Annotated in this window: 15 protein-coding genes and 4 pseudogenes; 8 read left to right on the top strand and 11 right to left on the bottom strand. The window is 68.5% G+C overall.

What is annotated here, in order from left to right:
* Nucleotides 1-191: 191 nt before the first annotated feature.
* Together ACIQKA_RS32755 and ACIQKA_RS32750 are read right to left on the bottom strand one after the other, a co-directional pair.
* Entirely contained in the window at nt 192-560 is a 369-nt protein-coding gene (locus ACIQKA_RS32755; RefSeq protein WP_402543159.1) for an STAS domain-containing protein, read from the bottom strand.
* Nucleotides 557-1,930 (bottom strand): PP2C family protein-serine/threonine phosphatase, encoded by a 1,374-nt coding sequence (locus ACIQKA_RS32750; protein ID WP_402543189.1) that lies wholly within the window; start codon nt 1,928-1,930, stop codon nt 557-559. Before ACIQKA_RS32750 ends, ACIQKA_RS32755 begins: the two co-directional genes overlap by 4 nt.
* A gap of 242 nt (nt 1,931-2,172) precedes the next feature.
* Here ACIQKA_RS32750 and ACIQKA_RS32745 point away from each other — a divergent pair.
* A pseudogene (locus tag ACIQKA_RS32745) lies at nt 2,173-2,504 on the top strand (hypothetical protein); the annotation flags it as partial.
* 65 nt (nt 2,505-2,569) lie between these two features.
* Here the strand turns inward: ACIQKA_RS32745 and ACIQKA_RS32740 are convergent.
* Both ACIQKA_RS32740 and ACIQKA_RS32735 read right to left on the bottom strand, forming a co-directional pair.
* Nucleotides 2,570-2,935 carry an STAS domain-containing protein gene (locus ACIQKA_RS32740; protein WP_402543158.1) on the bottom strand — a complete coding sequence of 122 codons (366 nt, stop codon included), beginning with the start codon at nt 2,933-2,935 and terminating at the stop codon, nt 2,570-2,572.
* A 684-nt stretch (nt 2,936-3,619) separates the two neighbouring features.
* Nucleotides 3,620-4,042, bottom strand: a complete 423-nt coding sequence (locus tag ACIQKA_RS32735) for a DUF3052 family protein (protein ID WP_402543157.1) — start codon at nt 4,040-4,042, stop codon at nt 3,620-3,622.
* Nucleotides 4,043-4,459: 417 nt separating this feature from the next.
* Between ACIQKA_RS32735 and ACIQKA_RS32730 the strand changes: the two are divergent.
* Nucleotides 4,460-4,648, top strand: a pseudogene (locus tag ACIQKA_RS32730) (transposase family protein); the annotation flags it as partial.
* 4 nt (nt 4,649-4,652) lie between these two features.
* On the opposite strand, the gene ACIQKA_RS32725 reads toward ACIQKA_RS32730, so the two are convergent.
* On the bottom strand, nt 4,653-4,994 hold the full coding sequence (locus tag ACIQKA_RS32725; protein WP_402543156.1) for a beta/gamma crystallin domain-containing protein: 342 nt from the start codon (nt 4,992-4,994) through the stop codon (nt 4,653-4,655).
* 414 nt (nt 4,995-5,408) lie between these two features.
* Nucleotides 5,409-6,560 (bottom strand): serine hydrolase domain-containing protein, encoded by a 1,152-nt coding sequence (locus ACIQKA_RS32720; RefSeq protein ID WP_402543155.1) that lies wholly within the window; start codon nt 6,558-6,560, stop codon nt 5,409-5,411.
* A gap of 582 nt (nt 6,561-7,142) precedes the next feature.
* On the opposite strand from ACIQKA_RS32720, the gene ACIQKA_RS32715 reads away from it, so the two are divergent.
* A complete protein-coding gene (locus tag ACIQKA_RS32715; RefSeq protein WP_402543154.1) occupies nt 7,143-10,265 on the top strand; it encodes an AfsR/SARP family transcriptional regulator in 3,123 nt (1,040 codons plus the stop codon).
* Between the two features lie 312 nt (nt 10,266-10,577).
* Here the strand turns inward: ACIQKA_RS32715 and ACIQKA_RS32710 are convergent, their stop codons facing one another.
* Nucleotides 10,578-11,411, bottom strand: a complete 834-nt coding sequence (locus ACIQKA_RS32710) for an alpha/beta fold hydrolase (protein WP_402543153.1) — start codon at nt 11,409-11,411, stop codon at nt 10,578-10,580.
* Nucleotides 11,412-11,714: 303 nt separating this feature from the next.
* The gene (locus ACIQKA_RS32705; RefSeq protein WP_402543152.1) at nt 11,715-12,551 is read right to left on the bottom strand and encodes an alpha/beta fold hydrolase; all 837 of its coding nucleotides are present in this window, start codon (nt 12,549-12,551) and stop codon (nt 11,715-11,717) included.
* 1,015 nt (nt 12,552-13,566) lie between these two features.
* Here ACIQKA_RS32705 and ACIQKA_RS32700 point away from each other — a divergent pair.
* Both ACIQKA_RS32700 and ACIQKA_RS32695 read left to right on the top strand, forming a co-directional pair.
* Entirely contained in the window at nt 13,567-14,148 is a 582-nt protein-coding gene (locus tag ACIQKA_RS32700; RefSeq protein ID WP_402543151.1) for a sigma-70 family RNA polymerase sigma factor, read from the top strand.
* 47 nt (nt 14,149-14,195) lie between these two features.
* Nucleotides 14,196-14,369 (top strand): annotated as a pseudogene (locus ACIQKA_RS32695) (transposase); the annotation flags it as partial.
* A gap of 29 nt (nt 14,370-14,398) precedes the next feature.
* Here ACIQKA_RS32695 and ACIQKA_RS32690 read toward each other — a convergent pair.
* Both ACIQKA_RS32690 and ACIQKA_RS32685 read right to left on the bottom strand, forming a co-directional pair.
* Nucleotides 14,399-15,553: an IS30 family transposase gene (locus ACIQKA_RS32690; protein ID WP_402543150.1), complete on the bottom strand. Its 1,155-nt coding sequence runs from the start codon at nt 15,551-15,553 to the stop codon at nt 14,399-14,401.
* A gap of 52 nt (nt 15,554-15,605) precedes the next feature.
* A pseudogene (locus ACIQKA_RS32685) lies at nt 15,606-16,154 on the bottom strand (transposase); the annotation flags it as partial.
* Between the two features lie 682 nt (nt 16,155-16,836).
* Here ACIQKA_RS32685 and ACIQKA_RS32680 point away from each other — a divergent pair.
* A complete protein-coding gene (locus ACIQKA_RS32680; protein ID WP_402543149.1) occupies nt 16,837-17,835 on the top strand; it encodes a dihydroxyacetone kinase subunit DhaK in 999 nt (332 codons plus the stop codon).
* 57 nt (nt 17,836-17,892) lie between these two features.
* The gene (dhaL, locus tag ACIQKA_RS32675) at nt 17,893-18,549 is read left to right on the top strand and encodes a dihydroxyacetone kinase subunit DhaL (protein ID WP_402543148.1); all 657 of its coding nucleotides are present in this window, start codon (nt 17,893-17,895) and stop codon (nt 18,547-18,549) included.
* 89 nt (nt 18,550-18,638) lie between these two features.
* Here the strand turns inward: dhaL and ACIQKA_RS32670 are convergent, their stop codons facing one another.
* Nucleotides 18,639-19,403 (bottom strand): HAD family hydrolase, encoded by a 765-nt coding sequence (locus tag ACIQKA_RS32670; RefSeq protein ID WP_402543147.1) that lies wholly within the window; start codon nt 19,401-19,403, stop codon nt 18,639-18,641.
* Between the two features lie 520 nt (nt 19,404-19,923).
* On the opposite strand from ACIQKA_RS32670, the gene ACIQKA_RS32665 reads away from it, so the two are divergent.
* Nucleotides 19,924-20,610, top strand: a complete 687-nt coding sequence (locus tag ACIQKA_RS32665) for a ScbR family autoregulator-binding transcription factor (protein WP_402543188.1) — start codon at nt 19,924-19,926, stop codon at nt 20,608-20,610.
* The last annotated feature ends 478 nt before the right edge of the window (nt 20,611-21,088 follow it).

The following is a 21,088-nucleotide window of genomic DNA, read 5'->3' as shown; positions in this document are numbered from 1 at the left end:
GTTGCAGGCTGGTGTTGCAGTCGTCGTGGGTCGGATGGGTGAGCGCCGGCTCTTTGGGCGTACCCAGGTTGATCGGGCTGTCGATCGTGGGCTGAGTGGAGTATTCGGCCGCGTGTGGGGCTGCCTCTAGGAAGAGGATTATGGGACGTCACAAGCAGTACAAGCTGCGCCGCCCTGTGGGGCGAGGGGTTTCAGGCGGTGGTGCGGTTGTTTTGGCGTGCGGCGAGCGCGGCGTCGGCGCTGGGAAAGGCGTGCAGGAAGGTGTCCATCCCGGTGACGCTGAGCAGGCGGCCCAGCCGGTCGGGGATGGCCGCCAGGGTCAGCGAGCCGTCGGCGTCCTTGGCGCAGCGCCAGATGCCGACGAGGGCGCCCAGCCCTGAGGAGTCACAGAAGGTGACGCCCGCCAGGTCGGCGACCAGATGGGGGTGGCCGTTCGTGATGAGCTCCAGGGCGCGGGCCCGCACGGCGGGCGCGGTGGTGATGTCGAATTCACCGGACAGTGCGATCACGGCCAGGGTGCCGTCGGTGTGCGGGACATCGATGTGGAATGCGTCGTTCATGGGCGTCGGTTCTCCTGCCCGACAGAGACATCGGCGCTCGGGGCGGCGGCGCTGTGAGCGGTGGTGGTGATACCTGCGGGAGCGGCATCGGGGGTGGGGACGGACAGGGCCAGCAGCGCCACGTCGTCACGTTCGGTGTCGGGGAGGGTGTCCAGGAGTGCGACGGTGTCGTCGATCAGGGCGCCGGCAGCGACCGGCGCCGGCCGGTGGGCCAGGAAGTCGAGCAGGCCGGTGTCGGCGAGCATGTGACCATCAGCGGTGCGGGCCTCGGTCAGACCGTCGGTATACAGCAGCAGTCCCTGGCCGGGTGCCAGGTGCAGGGTGCGTGAGGCGAAGGAGGCCTCGGCGAACGCGCCGACCAGCATCCCGCCCTTGGCACGGACCGCGTCGACCCGTACACCGCCTTCCTCGGTGGGGCTGAGGTGGTAGGCGGGCGGGTGGCCGCCGGTGGCCAGCGTGACGGTGAAACCGCCGTCCCGGTCTGGATCGAGCAGGCCGAAGATGGCGGTGCAGAAGCGGGTGCCGACCGCCGCGTCCAGCAGCAGCGCCGTGTTCAGGGCATTGAGCGCGGCCGTGGGGTCCGCGTCGACGAGGGCTGCGGCCCGCAGCGTGTAGCGGGTCAGTGAGGTGACCGAGGCGGCTTCGGCGCCCTTGCCGCACACATCGCCCAGGAAGAACGCCCACCGGCCCCCGTCGACGGGGAAGACGTCGTAGAAGTCACCGCCCACTTCCTGCGGGGAGGCGGTCTTGTAGTGGCAGGCCAGCTCCAGCCCCGGTACCGCGGGCAACGCGGGAGGCACCAGGGTGCGCTGCAGGGTGGAGGCGAACGCGGCGATGGCCGCCTTGTCCCGCTCCGCCCGCTGCCGCGCCTCTTCCTCCGCCTGGCGCCTCTCCTGCTCGACCTTGCGGCGCTCCTGCTCGGCGCGTACCGCGTGCAACGCCGACAGCCGCAGCTCAAGCTGATCGCGCACCACCGCCGCCAGGTCCGCGAGCGTGGCCGAGTCCGCCTCGCTGATCTCGCGGGGGCGGGTGTCGAGGATGTTGACCGTGCCCAGCCGGTACCCGTCGGCGGTGATGATCGGGGCGGCCGCGTAGAACCGCACCCCCATCGGGCCGGCGACCAGCGGGTTGGAACAGGCGACCGGGTCGAGCAGGGTGTCGGGGATGACGGTGGTGTCATCGGTCAGGACCGCCGAGGCGCACAGGCCCGGATCGCGGCCGATCTCGGTGACACCTTCCAGCCCGTGCGTGGCCTTGAACCAGATCCGGTCCTCGTCCACGATCGTCACCGTCGCCACCGGCACCTCGAACAGGCGCGCCGCCAGCGCCGCGACCCGGTCATAGGCGCCGTCCGGAGGGGTGTCGAGAATGTCTTAACGGCGCACCGCCGCCATCCGCGCCGCCTCGACCGACGCGGCCACGGGCCCGCTCGGTGCTATCGCAGGCGAACTCGCTTGCTCGGGCATAACCCTCGTCTCATTCATCCCCCCAGGAGGTGCCCGACCAGACAACCGGCACCCAGGCACTGTACCGACATACCTCAGCACACCCGACTCGACGACGAACTGCGCGGAAACAGCCGCAACCGGGCGCAGTGATCACCGATAGGCGAAACATGACGGCGTTCGTGGCACGCCGGTTCGTCGACCGCGGCCTCCTGGCCGACCTGAGTGCGAACCCGGACGGGACGCTGCGCCCCCCGGCCAGGTCGAGGGGGTCTGCCGCCGCGAGGACTTGGCGGACTTGGTCGCCGCCGACACCCCGCTCGGACCCGAGCAGGCCGCCGCCCGGCTCGGGGTGCGCCGTGCCGACTTCGACCACATGGTGCATCTCGGATGGGTCCGCTCCCCGCAGTCGATCGAGGTCCGCTTCGGCACCAGCCGGGCCAGAGCCGTCGACGTCGCGCTCTACGGCACCGCCTCCGTCGACGCGGTCGTCCCTGCCGGCCTCCGTCCACGGCAGCTCGGCGTGCGCTACCAGACGGTCGGCCGGCTCGCACGGAGGGCTGGTCAGGCTTCGAGTTTCGTCTGGTCGATGACCTGCTGGAGGGAAGCGGCGTAGGTGAAGTGGTCGAGGGTGCCGCTTCGGTCGAAGAGGAGACGGACCGCGCCGGTCAGGGGGCCGATGAGGTAGAAGGCGCGGCCGTCGCGCCGGTGGCGGTTGTGGGCATCCAGAAGGGCGCCGAGGGCGGCGCTGTCGGCGAAGGTGACCGCGGACAGGTCCACCGCGGTGGCGGGCAGTTGTCGTTCGTCGGCCTCGTCCCAGGAAGCCTCCAGCAGGTCCTCCTCGTCGAAGTCGAGCTCACCGGAGACGGTGACGACGAAAACACCGGCCTCTTCGCTCACCCTCACCACAGCCCTGGACTCCCACTGCATGAAGATCATTCTGATCCACACCCGCACCCACGACCAAAAGAAGCCGGCCACAAGCACCACCAGGACCAGACCGAGGACCACACCGAGCTACACAGGCGCCATCCTTCCTACCTGGGAAACGACACCGCTCTTCACCGACCGCACGACACAGGACCCAAGGAACACCCAGCTCAGACGGCGCGACACCAGTGAAGACACATGACGCCCAGGGGTGAAGAACGGGCGACGCCTATCACTCGGGGAGGCCTGAAAACAAGCGCCAGGGCGGCCGTGCAAATGCTGCGCCCCGCGCTCCGAGGCGGAGGCGGGGCGCAGTTGCGCGTGCACGCGTAACCCGCGCTGCCCGTGTGAGGGCGGGCCGGTGCGCAGGCGTGCGGGCATTGGAGCCGGGTCAGGCGAAGTGGCGGGCGGAGGCGGCCACGAAGGCCTTGGTGGCGCCTATGGCGTCCTGCCGGAGCACGGCGAGGGTGCCGGCGCCGGGGGCGCCGCGCAGAGCGTAGGAGGCCTGCGCGGCCGCATCCGCGGCCGGCGCCAGGGCGGGCAGGAGGATCGCGACCAGGACCCGCGGGGTCTCGATCGCGGCACGGCGACGACGAAGGGCCCGGCCAGGCGGCCGGGCCTTTCTGTCTGTTCCTCGTACTTCTGCGGGCGTACAGAAGAAGGAAGAATGCAGGAAAGCTGGGATCAGTGCAGCTCGCTTACGATCCAGTCAACGTTCGCGGGCATGTACTGCTTCTTCAGATAGACATGCTTCAGCCCGGCTCCAGAATAGATATCGCGCTCGGTGAGGTACCCCTCCTCGCCCTCTGCTGGCGTAATGAGCAAGATAGTATCGGAACCCCCCCTCACGAAGGACGTGCTGACCCTGTGCAGGTCCCCGGCGAAATCTCCGGTGTCGCTGCACCACAGGAGCGCGGCGTCAGCCTTTTCATTCCCGTTCAGTGAGGAAAGTTCCATCTGAATCGTCGGTTGCCCGGTCGCCGACTCGACGGCTTCCCTGAGCAGGTGACCGCCAATGAAATTGCTCTCGTCGTAAGGATTGCAGTTCAACACCTTCTGTCCGGGCGAGAAAAGACTTTCGATCTCGGAGTAAACGGCGTCGGTCATTTCAGTCTCCTGTGGCACATGTTGCGCCAGATGCGTCGGAAGCGTTCGTCCCATCCAAGTCGCATCTGTCGCCCGGCAAGCGGCATTCACTCGATTGAGGGCGCGTACAGGACATGCCCGGTCCGGGCAGGGCGCGAGGAACGACGTGTGCCTGTTCCTGAATCTCCGGGGCTCGGGCTCGGCAGCCTGAAGGTGCGACCGGAACGGGTGAATGACCGCATAGCTCCACATAAGGGTGGGAAGACCGCTTCAGTGAGCCTTTTTCATCCTGTCTCTGTAAGGTGAAATGGCAGGTCAGCAGGGGTGTGTAACGAGGCGAGGCTCTTGGTCGCTGCGGTGGTGTTCTCTACACACCACGCATCGTCCAAGGAGCCTCGCTTGGTCCCGTACCGTGCCACGGTCGATGTCCCGCATGAGCTGGTCGAGCACGTTTCCTGACTCATCTACGCACGAAGGCGTGAACGCCGCTCGCGGTGGCGGAAGCCGGACTGCTTCCGCCAGGCCCTGCTCGTGCTGGTGCACCTGCGCAAGAACGAGACGCTGCCCGCCCTGGCGGCAGGCTTCGGCGTCTCGACAGCCACGGCCTGGCGCTATGTCGACGAGACTGGCGCTACCAGATCCTGATCTTCGTGATCTTGTGTATGGGCTGACCGGGGACATTGCCGAAATGCCACTTGTCCACGGTCATGCTGGTTACAGGCGCGCCCAGCTTCGGCACGTACTCCAGCGTGACCTTGTTGTCTCCGGTCCAAATCTGGTCCACGCCGTAGATCGCCACGCTCTGCACGCCCGCGTTGGCGAAGCAGAGGGAGCCGCCTGCGTTGTGAAGTGACAGGAGGCCCAATCCATTGCAATCGGTGCGGTTGATGGCGTACGCCGACGAAGCAGGTAGCACAACGGCCATGGCTCCGGCCGCCGCGACTACTCCGAGGCGTGTGAGGAAGCGCTTCACTGGTGAGTTGTTCCTTCCATGGTGGTGTGGTGCCGCCGGAGGCCACGGCGCACGGCGGCATCGCAGGGACGCCCGCGCGTCCCATCAGCGCAACGCGAGGAACGGCGGTCCGGTTCACCACTTGAGCGCCTTACTTCGGACACGGCCGCAGCCTCCCTCCACGTTTGTTGTCCCTTCACTCGGGGGCGCGTCTCCGTGCTCGCGGCGGAGCGCCGGAGCCCATCGAACCCCGCTGGCCGGGGGCCGCCTGCCCACCCCGGCCCGAGGGTCATAAGCATCTCGGGGAACCACCCCGCAAGCCCCCACGCGGCGTGCGGCGCGAGAAACCTCAACCAGCATCCGGTAGCCCTGACACCGCGACCGAGCAAGGCTCGCCGACCTTGGACAGAGCCGACGCCCCTGCAGTTCCTGAAGTCAGGAGGCGGTGGAGTCCAAGACTTCGTAGACATGCCTGATGTAGTCGTGGGTGCGCTCCGAGCCGAGGATTCCGTCGCCCAGCCGGTTCATCGTGTATGAGAACGTGACGCGCCGGTCGAGGTCCATCATGACGATCGAACCGCCCCGGCCGACCCAGAAGCAGACCCTTCCGGTGGGCATGTGCGGCATCGTCCTCGCGTCGGCGAGTGCGAAGCCGATGCCCCAGCGCACGGGAACGCCCAGGAACAGGTCGACCCCGTCCGCCTGTACGTCGAGGACCTTCTCCGCCGTCTCCTCGGAAATGAGCCGGAGGCCGTTCACCCGGCCTCGTCGGGAGATCACGGAGAGGGCGCGGGCCATGCCTCGTGCGTTGCCGTGACCGTTGACGGCGCCGAGTTCGGCACGGCGCCACCGAGGGGTGTCGACGTGCTCGTCCCGGGCGGGGCTTCCGAGCAGTGTCTTGGTGAAGATCCCCTCGGGATCGAGGCCGGTGGGTATTCCGGAGAGCTGCGACGGTGGCACCAGTTCGGCGATGCGCGGCCAGTCGGCCTGCCGCGCGCCGATCTGGACGTCGGCCCGCGCCGGTTTGGCAATCTCCGTGTCGACGAACTCGGTCAGGGTGCGGCCGCTGACCCGCCGGACGAGTTCTCCTACGAGCTGTCCCTGGGTCTGCACGTGATAGCCCGAGGCGCTGCCCGGTTCCCACCAGGGCGCCTGCGCGGCCAGCCGGGCGCTGGCGGTGGGCCGGTCGTACAGATCGTCCATGGTGAACGGCTGCTGCCAGCCGGAGAGCCCTGAGGTGTGGGCGAGGACGTGCCGCACCTCGATGTCCTGCTTGCCCTGGGCGGCGAATTCGGGCCAGTAGTGCGCGACCGGGCGGTGGAGGTCCAGTGCCCCCCTGTCGACGAGGACGAGGGCCGCCAGACTGCTCAGGGTCTTGGTGGTCGACCAGAGGTTGACCAACGTGTCCTGATGCCACGGGGCGGTGCGCGCTTCGTCGGTGTACCCGCCCCACAGGTCGACTTCCATGACTCCGTCAACGTCCACTGCAATCGATGCTCCCAGCTCTTCGCCGGACTCCAGGTGCGCTGCCAGCGCCGCTCGGACCGGTTCGAACCGGGCGGTGCTCGTTCCTTCGACAGGGACCATGTTTTCTCTCCACTCCTGATGACGACCGTTCGCTCACTCAACGGAGCGGATGTCGTGCCGGTTCACGCGTTGTCGCAGGTGAAGGGGTACCCGTTCAAACGCACCCTGGCAGGACCTGTCCTGTGGAGATCATCTGCACCGGCCACGTGGCGGGGATGCCCGCGGGTCAGCAGGCCGGAATCCGCGACGCCTTCGCGGGGTGGCGGTTCAAGCACCCGGCCAGGATGGACCTGTTGCGGATCGCCTCACGCGCATCGTGTGCGGCACTGCGCAGGTCGGGCTCGCCTGGTCGAGGAAGGCATCCAGCGCATGGCCGCCTCCAAAGCATCCGAAGGGATTACGCCGATCGGCGCCTTGCTAATGTCCGGTGTGGTACGCAGGAGGGGGACGACGGGGTCCTTGCCGCCTCGATCACCTGAGCAGCCCCCATCTCGATGGTCGGGTCACCGCGACGAGGATCTCACGGGTCCGATTTTCGTCACGGCGGGAGTCGGGCGCCCCTGCGTCCACTGGTCATGATCATGTATGTGCTTCCGATGGTGGCGTCGGCGAGCGGGATTCCGGATGAGTACGGTGACAGGCGTGGGGCAGGATCTCGACTTCGGACTGCTGGGTCCGCTGGTGGTACGGCGGGCGGGAGCGGTACTCGATCCGGGTCGGCGCCGACAGCGGCTGCTGCTGATCCGCCTGCTGCTCGCCGACGGCCGGGCGGTCGCTCCACAGACGCTGTGCGAGGAACTGTGGCCGCAACAGCCGGGCCGGACACCGGACGGAGCGATGGGCTCCCTGCACGCCCACGTCAGCAAGGTACGCGCGGTCCTGGAACCCCAGCACCTGCGCCGGAAGGGCACCTACGAGGTGCTGGTCACCGGACCCCTGGGCTACGCCCTGCGGGTGCTGCCCGAGAGCCGTGACACCATACGCTTCGAGCGGGCCGTTGCCCGGGCACACCGGTTCATGGACCAAGGGCATCCCGAACGCGTCGTGGATGAGGCGCGAACAGCCCTGGAGATGTGGCGCGGCCCCGCCTTCGCCGACGCCGCGCACCACCTGTTCGCCGTCAACGAGGCGGCACGCCTGGAAGAACTGCGCCAGAACGCCCGTGAGATCCGTGCCACCGCCCTCCTCCTGCAAGGGCGGATCGTCGAGGCCCTGGACGCGGCACAGCAGATGACCGCAGAGCATCCCCTGAGAGAAACCGGCTGGGTCCTGCTGCTGCGCGCCCTGTACCTGGCAGGTCGGCATCCCGAGGCGCTTGAGCGCTATGCCGACTTGCATCGGCACCTCGACGAAGAGCTCGGCCTCGAACCCGGCCCTACCCTGCGCGCGCTGCACCACGGCATCCTCCACCATGACCTGCCACCCCTTCGCCCAGCCAACGAGCTGAGCAGGTTCGGCGCGGCATCCGTATCCGGAGGAAGTACTGGCCACGGGCGCGATCCGCTCGGGCCGAACGCGTCAGGGACGCCGGAGGAGGACGGGACGGCCACGTCCGTGGGCCCGGCCGACGAAGGGCCGACCAGCGCCGGCGATCGGCCCGATGCGCGTCGTGACCCGGCCGCGGATGTCGAGGGAACCGCGCCGACGCCTCGGATGCGCCCTGCACAACTGCCGCGCAGTCTGACGGTGTTCGCGGGGCGGGAGGCGGAGGGCGCGTGGCTGTCGGCCGTGAGCGGTGTGCCGGCCCGGTCCGGAACGATCGCTGCCTCCGCCGTCGTCATCAGTGGGGCTCCCGGGGTCGGCAAGACCACCTTCGCCGTCCACCACGCCCACCGCGTGGCCTCCTCTTTCCCCGATGGGCAGCTTTTCGTCGACCTGTGCGGTTTCCACCCTCACGCACCTGCCGTCGAACCCGGCCACGCTCTGCACGGCTTCCTGACCGCCCTCGGTGTTCCCGCCCAGCGCATCCCGGAGGACACCCCGGGCCGCAGCACGCTCTTCCGCAGCCTCCTCGCCGACCGGCAGGTCCTCGTCGTCCTGGACAACGCCCGCGACGAGCAACAAGTGCGTCCCCTGCTCCCCGGAGGAGCGGGCTGTCTCACGCTGGTCACCAGCCGCAACCAGCTTCCCGGGCTGATCACCACCGACGGCGCCCGGCCCCTCGCCCTCCCTCTGCCCTCACAAGCGGAGGCTCACCAAGCTCTCGAACGGCGCCTGGGTACCGAACGAGTGGCCGCCGAGCCCGCCGCGACGGCCGACATCATCCGTCTGTGCGGACGGCTTCCCTTGGCCATGGCGGTGGTCGCCGCCCGCGCCGAACTCGATCCGTCCTTCTCCCTTCACGCCATCGTCGACGACCTGCGCGACACCGACGGCCTGGACGCGTTCACCGGCTTCGACTCCACCACCGACGTACGCGCCGTCTTCTCCTGGTCCTACCAGTCCCTGGACGAGGCCACAGCCCGGCTCCTGCGCCTGCTGGCCCTGCACCCCGGCCCCCACATCACCGCCCCCGCCGCCGCCAGCCTCGCCGGGCTTCCCCTCGCCCGAACCCGCCGCGCCCTCGCCGGCCTGGTCGGCTCCTGCCTCGTGGAACAGCCGCTACCCGGCCGCTACGGTCTGCACGACCTGCTGCGCGGCTACGCCACCGAACTCGCTCACGCCCACGACACCGTCCAGGAACGCCACCACGCCACTCTCCGGGTCCTGGACCACTACATGTTCACGGCCCACGACGCGAACCAGCTCCTCAAACAAGACACGCCGCCCGACCTCGACCTCGGTGCACCCGGCCCGGGCGTCACCCCGGAGAGTCTCACCACTGTCGGGCAGGCGACCCGATGGCTGACCGCCGAGCACCGGGTGCTGACCGGCCTGCTCCACACCGCCGTCGACCAGAAGCTGGACCACCACACCACCGGCCTTGCCTGGTCCCTCAAGGAACATCTCAACCGCCAGGAATTCTGGCCCGAGGCCATCACCGCGCTGACACCCGCCCTCGAAGTGGCCCGGCGCCAGAACAACCTTCTCGAAGAAGGCCGTTGCCTGCGCCACCTCGGCCACATCCACGCCTATCTCGGCCACCAGGAACAAGCCCTTCACCATCTGCGACGCGCCACCACGATCTTCGAAGAGCTCGACGCGACCGGTGACATGGCCCGAGCCCACTACGTCAGGGCGTGCGCGCTGTTCCTGTTCGGCCGGATCCAGGAGGCCGTGACGTTCTCCGAACGGGGACTGGAGCTGTCCCGGGAGACAGGTGAGGAGTTGTGGCTGGCCGAGTGCCTCGTCGAGCTCGCCTGGTTCCACTCCAACCTCGGGAATCTCGAGAAGAGCCTCTTGTACAGCGAGGAGGGCATCGCTCTGTTCCAGCGCCTGGGCGCGCCGTGGCAGCTGGCCCAGGCCTGGGACATCCTGGGTTACAGCCTCCGTATGCTCGGCCGTCACGAGGAGTCGGTGGCCACCTACCAGCGGGCGACACGGGCGTTCGAGGAGCTGGGTGACCACAGGAACGCCGTCGGCTCACTGATGCGGCTGGGCGACACCCGGCTGGCACTGGGTGACCGGGAAGGTGCGCGGACGGACTGGGTCCACGCCCTCGAAAGGGCCGACGCGCGCGCCATGTCCCACAGCGCCCAGCAGGTCCGCGACCGGCTCACCGCCCTGGACATGGAGGCGGACCCCGCACCCGCGGTGCCGGAAAGAGCGGTCGCATGTCACGGTCATAAGCTTCCGACTCCGAGAAGCGGCCGTCCTGCGGCTTAGGCTTCTTCCATCGCCCGAAGAGTTGCGGCTGCCGAGCGGCCCGTCCGGGGCGACGTCTGGCTTCACACCGGAGGCCGGACCGGGACGCCTTCGAGGCGAGCCCGAACGCGGCGATGAGGGCGAGCTCCGGCCGCCCGGACGGCGAGGGAGCGTCTGGGAGCATGATCATCGCCGTCGGCATGGTGGTCACCGTTGTGCGTCCTTCTTCCCCGGCCTCGGCGGGCGGCCAAGACGGCGCCCCGTCACCGTTCGACGGTGACGGGGCACGTCCGGGTCGCCATGCGGCCCGTGAGAGGCCGTCGGCCTCCGGGGCTACTTGGCGAGGAAAGCGAGGAGAGCGTCGGTGACCTCTTGGGCGTGGGTCCACAGCAGGCCGTGCGGGGCGCCCTCGACGACGACGTAGTCGGCCTGCGGGAGCGCCTTGTGGAAGAGCTCGCCGGTGGCTTCGAGGGGCAGGATGCGGTCGGCGGTGCCGTGCAGGATCAGTGCCGGCACGTCGATCTTCCGGATGTCGGAACGGAAGTCGGTGGTCCACGTGGAGACGCAGGCCAGCGAGGCGTACCAGGAGGCTCCGGCGGCCACGTTCCAGCTGTTGCGGACGGCCTCCTCGCTGATCCGGGTGCCGAGGTTCTCGTCCAGGTTGTAGAAGTCCTGGTAGAACGCGCTGAAGTAGGCGTACCGGTCGGCGGTGACGGCCTGCTTGATGCCCTCGAAGACGCTCCCGTCGACACCCTCGGTGTTGTCGTCGGTCTTGAGCAGGAACGGCTCCAGCGAGGCGAGGAAGGCTGCCTTGGCGACCCGGGCCGAGCCGTAGGTGCCGAGGTAGCGGCCGACTTCGCCGGTGCCCATGGAGAATCCGACGAGGACGGCGTCGTGGAGGTCGAGGGTCTCCATGACGGTGTTCAGGTCGGCGGCGAAGGTGTCGTAGTCGTAGCCGGCGGTGGGCTGGCTGGAGCGGCCGAATCCGCGTCGGTCGTAGGTGATGACACGGTGGCCGGCCTCCAGCAGGGCCGCAGCCTGCTTCTCCCAGGAGTGGCCGTCGAGCGGGTAGCCGTGGATCAGCACGACCGGCTGCCCGGTGCCGTGGTCCTCGTAGTAGAGGTCGATGGTGGTGGAGTTCTCCTGGCCGACGGTGATGAACGGCATGGTTGGTGCTGCCTCTCGTTGCGGGTTGTGGTGCGGGGTGATGGTTCGGGTGTGGTCGGCGGTCGGTGCAGGCCGCGACCTCGGTCGACCGGCTTCGCATCCGTCACTCTGGAAACGGGGACGGGGTGGGCGCGGTTCACATCTGGACGAAGGGGATTGTTGACGCGGCCGGAATGCAAGGGACATCAGTGACCTCTGGGCATGGGTCCGCGACGGGCCCTCCGAGGCGCGCTCCGGACCGGGCGCTCTGCTGGTGGAAGCGCCCGCTGGCACGGCTCCCGTGTCTGGACCGGCAGGTCCCGGTCAGCGGACCGTACGAGCCGCCTTCTCCACGATGCGGGCGACGGCGTCGGGACGCGAGACGGACACCGCGTGCGAGGCGTCGATCTCAGTCGCACGGGCGTGCGCCCGGGCCGACATGAAGCGCTGGGCCGCCACGGGGATGTTCCGGTCCTCGGTGGTGACCAACGACCAGGAGGGAATCGTCTTCCAGGCGGCACGGGTGGAGTTCTCCTCCAGCGCGGCGGCGGCGATCGGGCGCTGTCCCGTGGCCATGAGCCTCGTCTTGTCCGCGGGGACGTCCGCGGCGAACTGCTGGTGGAACTTGTCCGGCTTGATGAAGACGTCGGCGCCCGAGGCTCCGTCGGGAAGCGTGTAGTTCACCGGAGCGATGACCTGGCCGAGGGTGCTGCCGGGAAACTTGTTCGTCAGGCCCAGCGAGTTCTCGCCCGTGTCGGGCAGGAACGCGGCGATGTAGACGAGCGCCTTGACCTTTTCCTCCAGGCCCGTGGCGGCCTGGCTGATGACGGTGCCTCCGTAAGAATGGCCGGCCAGGACCACCGGGCCGTCGACGTTCTCGACGACGCTGCGCAGGTAGGCGGCATCGGTGGCCGGTCCGCGCAGCGGGTTGGCGGCGGCCACTACCGGGTAGCCGGCCCGCTGCAGCCGCTCGACGACCCCGTCCCAACTGGAGGCGTCGGCGAACGCCCCGTGCTCCAGCACGATCGTCGGACGGACCGGCTGGCGGGGCACCGCGCCGGCCGTGCCGGGAAGGGTGATCGTCGTGACGGAGAGGCCCACGGCCGCGACGCCGAGCAGGGTGACCAGACGGGCGGCTCTGGCCGGACGGGTGATACGCATCTTCGATGTCCTTCTGTGTGAGGGCTGTAGCCCTGAGGGGGCGGGGCCGGCAAGACGAACCGGCTCCGGCGTGAAACGCGGCACAACGTCACATTGCAGTCAATTGAGTCGTGCGCGATGAAATTGGTGTGAGACTTCGTTCCGTCTGATGGGACGGCGGCTCCGGAACCTGGCCGACCCTGCCGACTGCCGCCACAACAGCCGACAGGGCTGACGCCCGGTCAGGGTTTTCATGTGACCGGACGTCACTGCTTCCTACGAACAATCCCGCACCGCGGTTCACCGACGCTGGTGACCTCGACTCCGGCCCCCTCGGGTCCCGGACCACTGCATTCGACGGTCGACGAAGCCGGCTTGTCCTGTACGAGCGGAAGTCACCACCCGGCTTCGGCCTCGGTTCCCTGCACGGGCGTCGTCCCGGCCACGTCCACCACCGTCGAACGGGCAATGCCGATGGTTCGCAGACAGGCACCGGGTACTGGCCGGATCACTGCAGACCGCCGTCGGCCGGAATCCGGCCCATCCCCCCACCGACCTCGCGTGTTCGCCGAAGGAGCAGCCGCAAGCCAGAAGTGGGGCCCGAGGCGATCACCTCACCGACCCTCGCCCTGGAAGTGCCACAGCGCAAGGCCACCGGCCCCTGCCGGGAAGCACTGGGCGTGAGGTCCAGCGCTGGGACAGCGTGGACTATGCCCTCCATCGACCCGACCGGTACGAGGAGGCAGCGGGCACCGGACGCGTTCGAGTAACTGGAAGCCCACAGGAACGCGGTCCGCGCCCCGTGAACCCCCTGTGCCGGCCCTTCTCCTCGCACGCGGGCCCGAGCGTCGTCGGCCCCGCCGGGCATCGCCTCGGCGGACACGACGACGTGCCGAGAGCCGGCGGCCTGGAACGACAAGCGGCGCGACAAGGAGACGACAAGGTTCCGCAAAGGGGTCCCGCCGAGTGTGGAACCACTCCTCCGCGCAAGCGGGAGAGCACGCCACGGAACACTCGAACAGAATTGGCACCACCCATGAACGGGACCATGAAGGCGGGGACGGCCACCCTCGCTCCGAGTCGGCCGCACCTCCGGCACGTCGCTTCGGAGACCGACCACGACGCCTTCGTACGAGACATGTACGAGCAGTACGGCCCTCTGCTCATCCGGTACGCCGCCCGACTGCTGGACGGCGACTGGCACAGAGCGGAGGACATCCTCCAGGAGACCGCGGCGCGCGCCTGGAAACACGCCCCATTCCTGAGCACCCGCAGTGAACACATCCGGCCGTGGCTGTTCACCGTGGTCAGGAACCTGGTCATCGACCATCACCGGGCCCGGCGGCTCCGGCCACTGGATCTGATGGCGGTCGAGGACCTGAACACCTTTGGGGACGCCACGGAGGCCACGATCACCTCCCACGCCGTATTGGAGGCACTGCGGGAGCTGAAGGAACAGCACCGGACCGTCATCCGCCTCATGTACTACCTGGAATGCAGCGTGGCCCAGGTGGCCGAGCACCTCGGCATCCCGCCCGGCACCGTCAAGAGCCGCGCCTTCTACGCCGTGCGGGCCCTGCGCAAGGCTTTGGAGAGGCAAGGCGTGCTCGGTATATAGCTCGTGTTCCGGCCGCGCCAAGGGGGCGTCGGTACCCGTGCGAGGGACTGACCGGGGTGGACCAGATGGTCATCTCGCTGTCCGCGAAGGGTCTGACGACCGGCGAGGTCCAGGCCCACCTCGCCGAAGTCTATGGCGCCGACGTCTCGCGCCAGACGATCTCCACGATCACCGACAAGGTCCTCGAGGGCATGGCCGAGTGGCAGAACCAGCCCCTCGACCTGGGGCGGTTTCCATCAGTGGTTGCGAATCACCAGGTCAATGGGCCTGTGAGGCATTCTCGCATGACCTCGGTGGGTGTTCTGTCACCGAGTACGATGCGAGGCCGGTGGTTGAGCTGACGGGCGACGTCGCGGAGGTCGGCAGCCGTGTGGGCCGAGAGGTCAGTGCCCTTCGGGAAGTACTGCCGCAGCAGGCCGTTCATGTTCTCGTTCGTGCCGCGCTGCCAGGGCGAGTGCGGGTCGCAGAAGTAGATCCGGAAGCCTGTGAGGGCTTCGATGTCCTCGTGCAGGGTCAGCTCGCGGCCCTGGTCCCAGGTGAGGGTCTTGCGGAGCTGGGGTGGTATGTGGGCCGTCTGGGTGATCAGCGCGTTGCGGACCTGCGGGGCCTTCCAACCGTGGGGCAGGTGGATCAGGTGAACGTATCGTGTGGTGCGCTCGACCAGGGTGCCTGAGCCCTGTCCGCGGCCGATGATGAGGTCTCCCTCCCAATGCCCGGGCTTTTTCCGGTCGTTGATCTCCGAAGGGCGCTGGTGGATCAGTGTCATATTCTTGATCTTGTTCAGGGTGGGGACACCGCGACGCTGCTTCTTACGACGGGTTCGGCTGGTGCGGAGTTTGGCGTTGCGGCGGCCGAGGAGGCCGGCGAACAAGGCCCGGTAGATCGTCTCCGGACACGCCCGCATCGCCGCGTCGTGGGCGTACTCGCGGGCCAGGTGACGCGCGATCTGCTGGGGCGACCACTTCTCGGTCAGCTTCACGCGCACGAGCGTGCGCAGGGGCTCGCTGGTGCGGATCTTCTCTTCCTTGGGGCGCCCGCGGCGCAGGAGAGCCTGGTTGTGAGCCCACCAGGGGTTGTAGCGGCCGTCTGCTTTGGCGTTCCGCTTGATTTCCCGATAGACGGTCTGAAAGCTCTTCCCGATCGAGGCCGCGATCTCCTTGACCGGCTGCTTGGCACAGAGGCCGTCGGCGATGGCGATGCGCTCGTCCTGGGTGAGGAAGCGCGGTGATATCGGACCAGGGTCGGGAACGATCATGCTTCCAGCATCGATGAACCACAACGAGCCGCAGCTGGTGGAGACCCCCACCACCCGAGCAGCGGCCGCACCCTTGTAGCCCTCTCTCAGCAACTCGAAGTACCTCTTCTTCACCGAGGCCGGCATCTTGTTGGGGGCATACGTCGGCATCCGAACACCTTCCAGCTGAGGCGTTCGCAACCACCGATAGAACCCAAGCCGGGTCGAGGGGCCGGTTCTGCCATTCGGCCATGCCGTCCAGGACCTTGTCGGTGATCGTGGAGATCGTCTGGCGGGACACGTCGGCGCCATAGACCTCCGCGAGGTGAGCCTGGACCTCGCCCGTGGTCAGACCCTTCGCGGACAACGAGATGACCATCTCGTCCACGCCGGTCAGACGCTTCTGCCGCTTCTTGATGATCTTCGGCTCGAACGAGCCGTCCCGGTCCCGGGGCACGGATATCTCCACCGGACCGACGTCCGTCAGCACGGTCTTGGCACGGGTGCCGTTGCAGGAGTTACCGCTGTTCTTCCCGGCCGCATCGTGCTTGTCATAGCCGAGGTGATCGGTGATCTCGCCCTCCAAGGCGGACTCCAGCAGCCGCTTCGTCAGCTGTTGCAGCAGCCCGCCTTCGCCGGTCAGCTGCAGACCCTCGGCCTGGGCACGGGACACCAGCTCGTCGATCAGCCGGTCATCCACCGGCTTTGCCGACTGCGGTCCAGACTGCTCGACGGTCTCGGCATCGGCCTCGGCCACGTTCTCACTGGTCATCGGTGCATCCTCCATGATCGGGAGTTACACCGAACGATTTACAGTCCCCATCCAGGCCGATCGGGACGTCACCGCCCACGAGCTCAACCACTGCCCGCGTAAGATCCACGGTTATCGCACTCCGGCAGAGTTCTACGCTGACCTTCTGAACAGCGGTGATGCGCTGACCGCTTGAGCTCGCCGTCGGCCCAGACTGAGTTCGATCGCGCCATTGCCCGCATCGGCCTCCACCTCGACGCACGGCTCCTCCCGGACGTGCGAGCTCAGCTCACCCGGACCGGACCCAGGCTCGATCCCTCCATCTCTCCCAGCACGTCCGCCAGGGCTGTGGGGCGATCGACGGCTCGAAGGCGTTACAGCGGGTGTTCCTGCTTAAATCCGGGTCCCTCGCGGATCGTGCCCTGTCACGTGAAGAACGACGACGGCTTCTACGCCGGTCCTCTCCGCCCGATCGAGCACCTCCAGGGCCGCCATCGGAGTGACCGGCGAGCGGCCCGGGGCGCCCACCCCGCGAACCGGGCCGCAGCGGCTGTCGCCAACCCGAAGCGCTGCGGGCGCCCCCGGGTCCATCGCGGAAAGCGGCACTCGAAAAGACGAGCGACTTGACGCGCGGCTTGCCCCGGGCGGAGCCGGAGCCCAGCATGGAGGAGCCCCTCGCGGCCCCTAACCACGGAGGATTCGCATGGTCTCGTATTTCGAGAACAGCGCCGACACCCTCGTGTCAGACGCGCTCGCGGGCTTCGCACGTTCCCACGCGGACCTGCTCACTCTCGATCCCGACCACGGATTCCTCCTGGCCCGCGCCACGTCCCCGCGCCGGCGTGTCGCCCTGCTGTCCGGCGGCGGCGCGGGACACGAGCCGATGCACGCCGGGTACGTCGGACGGGGCATGCTCGACGCCGCCTGCCCCGGACGCGTCTTTGCCTCACCGCACAACCGTCAGGTCTACGAAGGTTCGCTCGCTGCCGCCCGCGAGGAAGGCGTCCTGCACATCGTCAAGAACTACACCGGTGACCGCATCAACTTCGGCATCGCCGCCGAGCGCCTGGCCCACCGGGGGGTGCCGTGCGCGCGCGTCCTCGTCGACGACGACCTCGCCTCCGACTCCGAGGAGATCGTCTCCGGCCGCCGGGGAACCGGCGGTACCGTTCTTCTGGAGAAGATCCTCGGTGGCGCCGCCGACACCGGTCTCGGTCTCGCCGACCTCCAGGAGCTCGGCACGCGTCTCGCCTCCCGTTGCCGTACGCTCGCCGTCGCCTCGGCCGCCCATACCGCCCCTGTCCTGGGCGGCCCCGCCTTCGAGCTCGCCGCCGGCGAACTGGAGTACGGCGTCGGCATCCATGGGGAGCGGGCCAGGTCGACCGTCCGCCATGGCACGCTCACCTCCCTGGTCGAGCGGATGACAGGTGAACTCCTCGATGCCCTCGCCCCGGGGCCGGGCACCGCCGTCATCACCATGGTCAACGGTCTCGGTGCGGTGACTCCCCTGGAGCTGTACGCCGCTCACGGTGAGTTGGCCCGGATCCTCGACTCCCGGGGAGTCGCCCTTGCCCGCAGCCTGGTCGGCGACTACGTCACGGCCCTCGACATGCGCGGTTTCTCCCTCACCCTCCTCCTCGCCGAACCGGCCGACCTCGCCTTCTACGACGCGCCCGTGCACACCGCAACTCTGCGCTGGTGAGCAGACCCGGTCCGGCGACCCGCCGATCCGTCCGATCACGAGAACGGGAGCAGCACCTTGGCCACCGCTGACGAGGCACTCTCCGCCGATGCCTGGATACGCCGCTTCGCCGGTACCGTACGTAGTACCGAAGCCCAGCTCACCGCCCTCGACCAGCAGGTCGGCGACGGCGACTTCGGCACCAATCTGTCCGCGGGCACCACCGCCGCCCTGACGCGTCTCGACGCCCTCGGTGCTCCTGCGGACGCCGAGGCCCTGGAAGCCGCCGCCACCGCCTTCCTCAACGAGGTGGGCGGCACCAGCGGCCCCCTTTTCGGCCTGCTGCTCCAGTCACTCGCCGCTTCCGTCGCAGCCCTGAGTCTCACTACCCCCGCCCTCGCCAAGGGAGTCGCAGAGGGACTGGCCTCCATCCGTCGCGTCGGTGGGGCCGCACCCGGTGACAAAACCCTGGTCGACGCCCTCGCCCCCGCGGCCGGGGCATTGGAGGCCCTCCCCGACCGGACCCCTCCCACCACCGCTTTGAACGCCGCCGCAGAAGCCGCCTGGCAGGGCGTGCGCGACACTACCCGGCTCCGCGCCCGCATGGGCCGCTCCAGCTACGTTGGCGAACGCGCGGCGGGCGTCCCCGACCCGGGAGCCGTGGGAGTTGCTCTCCTCTTCGCCTCGGCCGCCGGGGTCGTCGGGGACCTCGCCTCATACATACACGCCTCGTAGGCTTCCGCAGGCCGGTCGTCGCAGCCCCCGGCCCCGTCTTCGGTCCACCGCCCCTAGAAAGGCATCCCGGCCCGGAATTGCGGTCCGGTTCACCCCTCCGGAGTATCCGTCCGGCGCGGCACCTGCCTTCGCACCCAGTCCAGGAGCACCGGCGAGTGCAGCGCGGTCACCCACAGATCGACGCGCGAGGCGTCCTCGTCAGGCCGTGGTCCCACTCCGAGGACCTTCAGTCCGGCCCGGCGAGCCGACTCGATCCCGGTCGCCGAGTCCTCCACCGCCAGTGCGCGCTCCGGCTCGGTACCGCAGAGCCGGGCGGCCGTCATGTAGACGTCGGGCCAGGGCTTGGGCCGCACGCCCTCCGGAGCAGTGGTGTCCGGACCGTTCGCCACCGTCTGCGAGGTGGACGAACCGAAGGGCTCCGTGGGAACCACCACGTGGGCGAAGTAGCGCAGCAGGCCGGCGCGGCCAAGGCTCTCTTCCACGACCCGCGACGGGCAGTTGCTGGCCACTGCCAGCGGTAGCCGTCCTGCGAGAAGCCGGACGAAGTCAACCGCTCCGGGCATGGTCACGGGATCGTCGGCGACCAGGGAGAGGAAGTGCTCCAACAGCGACCGGGCCAAGTCGTCGGCGAGGTCGGGCTTATGCGTCTCCTCGGCCATCAAACGCCCGCAGTCGACGTAGTGCACACCCTTCGCGCGGTCGGCGAATCCCGGCGGAGCCGTCAGCCCGAATTCGCGGAAGGCACGGGTTCGGGCGTCCTGCCAATGCCGTTCGCTGTCCATCAGGGTGCCGTCGCAATCGAGGACGACAGCTTCGGGGGACCAGCCGAGAAGGGAGTGCGCCTGGATGATCATGCGGCCTCCGGGGAGGAAGGGGTCGCGCTCGTGGCGTGACCGGATGGGGCAGATTGAGGTCTCCCGGCCAGCGGGCGGAGCACCGAACTAGGGCACCGCCCGGTGAAGTACGGACATCACGTCCATACCGCAGCAAACGGAAAACATCGTGGCGGCTACGTTATTTTTGTGATCCGAGTGACGCAATCACCGCTTCGAGTGCTGGACGCGATGACTTAAGTGGGATAAAGAACGCACTCCCACTGGTTTTGATGTATCGGCTCGAGATCCGGTTAACCTGCTGGCACGAAGCACAGTTGGCGCATATGCGCGAGGCAACGGGCGCGGGCTGAACGAGAGGCGACGCCTTCACCCGGACGGCCGGTCCACCCGCCAGAGAACAGGCAATGACCACTCTGGAGAATGAGGGATCGCACAAAAGAGCCATGCTTGCAGACGGGGTGACGAATTACCACCGGCGCACGCGGGCGCACTACCTTCTCGGTCGTCACGAAAAAACTGAGTGGAAGTGAGCGGCGCATTGCAGCAACGAGCAAGGGCGACCCGCAGAGCACTGCTGGAGGAGGCCGCCCGCCTCTTCGCCGAACGGGGATACGCCGGTACCAGCGTCAACGACATAAGCACCAGATCTGGCCGGACCAGCGGGTCCGTCTACTTCCACTACGCCAGCAAGGAAGGAATCGCCCTCGCCGTGGTGAAGGACGCATTCGCCACGTGGCCCCATCTGGGCGCACGCTATGCCGACCGTTCCGTACCGCCGCTCGACCGGCTGGTGTCCCTCAGCTTCGAGATCGCGCACGCGCTCATAGAGGACACTGTCGTGCGCGCCGGCGCACGTCTCTGGGCGGAGCGCGACACCATCGATGCTCCCCTGCCCGATCCCTTCACCCTCTGGACCGCCGCCACCACCCGTCTCCTCGCCCAGGCGCGCGCCACCGGCCATCTCGCGCACAGGGTCCGCCCCGCCATTGTCGCCCCCGCTCTGGTCCGCGCCTTCTTCGGGCTCTGCACCCTCACCGAGGCGCTGGAGGACCGCCGCCTGGTCGCCGCGCGTCTCGCCGACTGGTGGCACATCACCCTGCCCTTCCTGCAAGGCGATACCGATTCAACGGGCGTGCTGAGCCGGGCGCGGGCGCAACAAATGGTGCCGACGATGCGGAGGATTCCAGCGGCAGCCCCGGTGCAGCACTCGACCGCGATCCCGTAGCGACCGGCGAAGGTCGTAACGCGCGGGGTGCCGCTCGATCCCGGCGTCCCGGTTGTCACCCGGTCCACGTCCGTGCGCCTGCCGATCCCGGTAGCCCAGGATGCAGAGAGGGGGCGACGGACACCACGAAGACGGGCGATGGACCGTGCAGAACCGACCTTCCGGCTCTGCGTATCGCGCGCGGCGACCCGTGCCGTTTGGGTCAGGGCCAAAGCCACAGGCCGACATCGTTCGTCCTCACCCTCTGGGGTCGCCGATGTCCCCGTGCGGGAAGCCTCACGGGTCGCTGGCGGCGGCGTTCAGGACGTCCCAGGCGGTCTGCTCGGCGTGCTCAGGCAGGGCGGCGAGCGCCTTCGCCGCAGCCGCGGACAGGCGGACCGCTTACTGATCGTTTCAGAATGAGTTCGCTGTAAGGGGTTGGCGGCCGGGCTTGGCGGCGGCAGAGTGGGGCAGGTGTCGGATGATCTTGTGCCTGATG

The organism is Streptomyces sp. NPDC092045 (assembly GCF_044756005.1).
In the GTDB taxonomy this organism is placed as follows: Bacteria; Actinomycetota; Actinomycetes; order Streptomycetales; family Streptomycetaceae; genus Streptomyces.
Note: the sequence above shows the minus strand (reverse complement) of the source record. Positions and strands in the feature narration are given on the sequence as shown.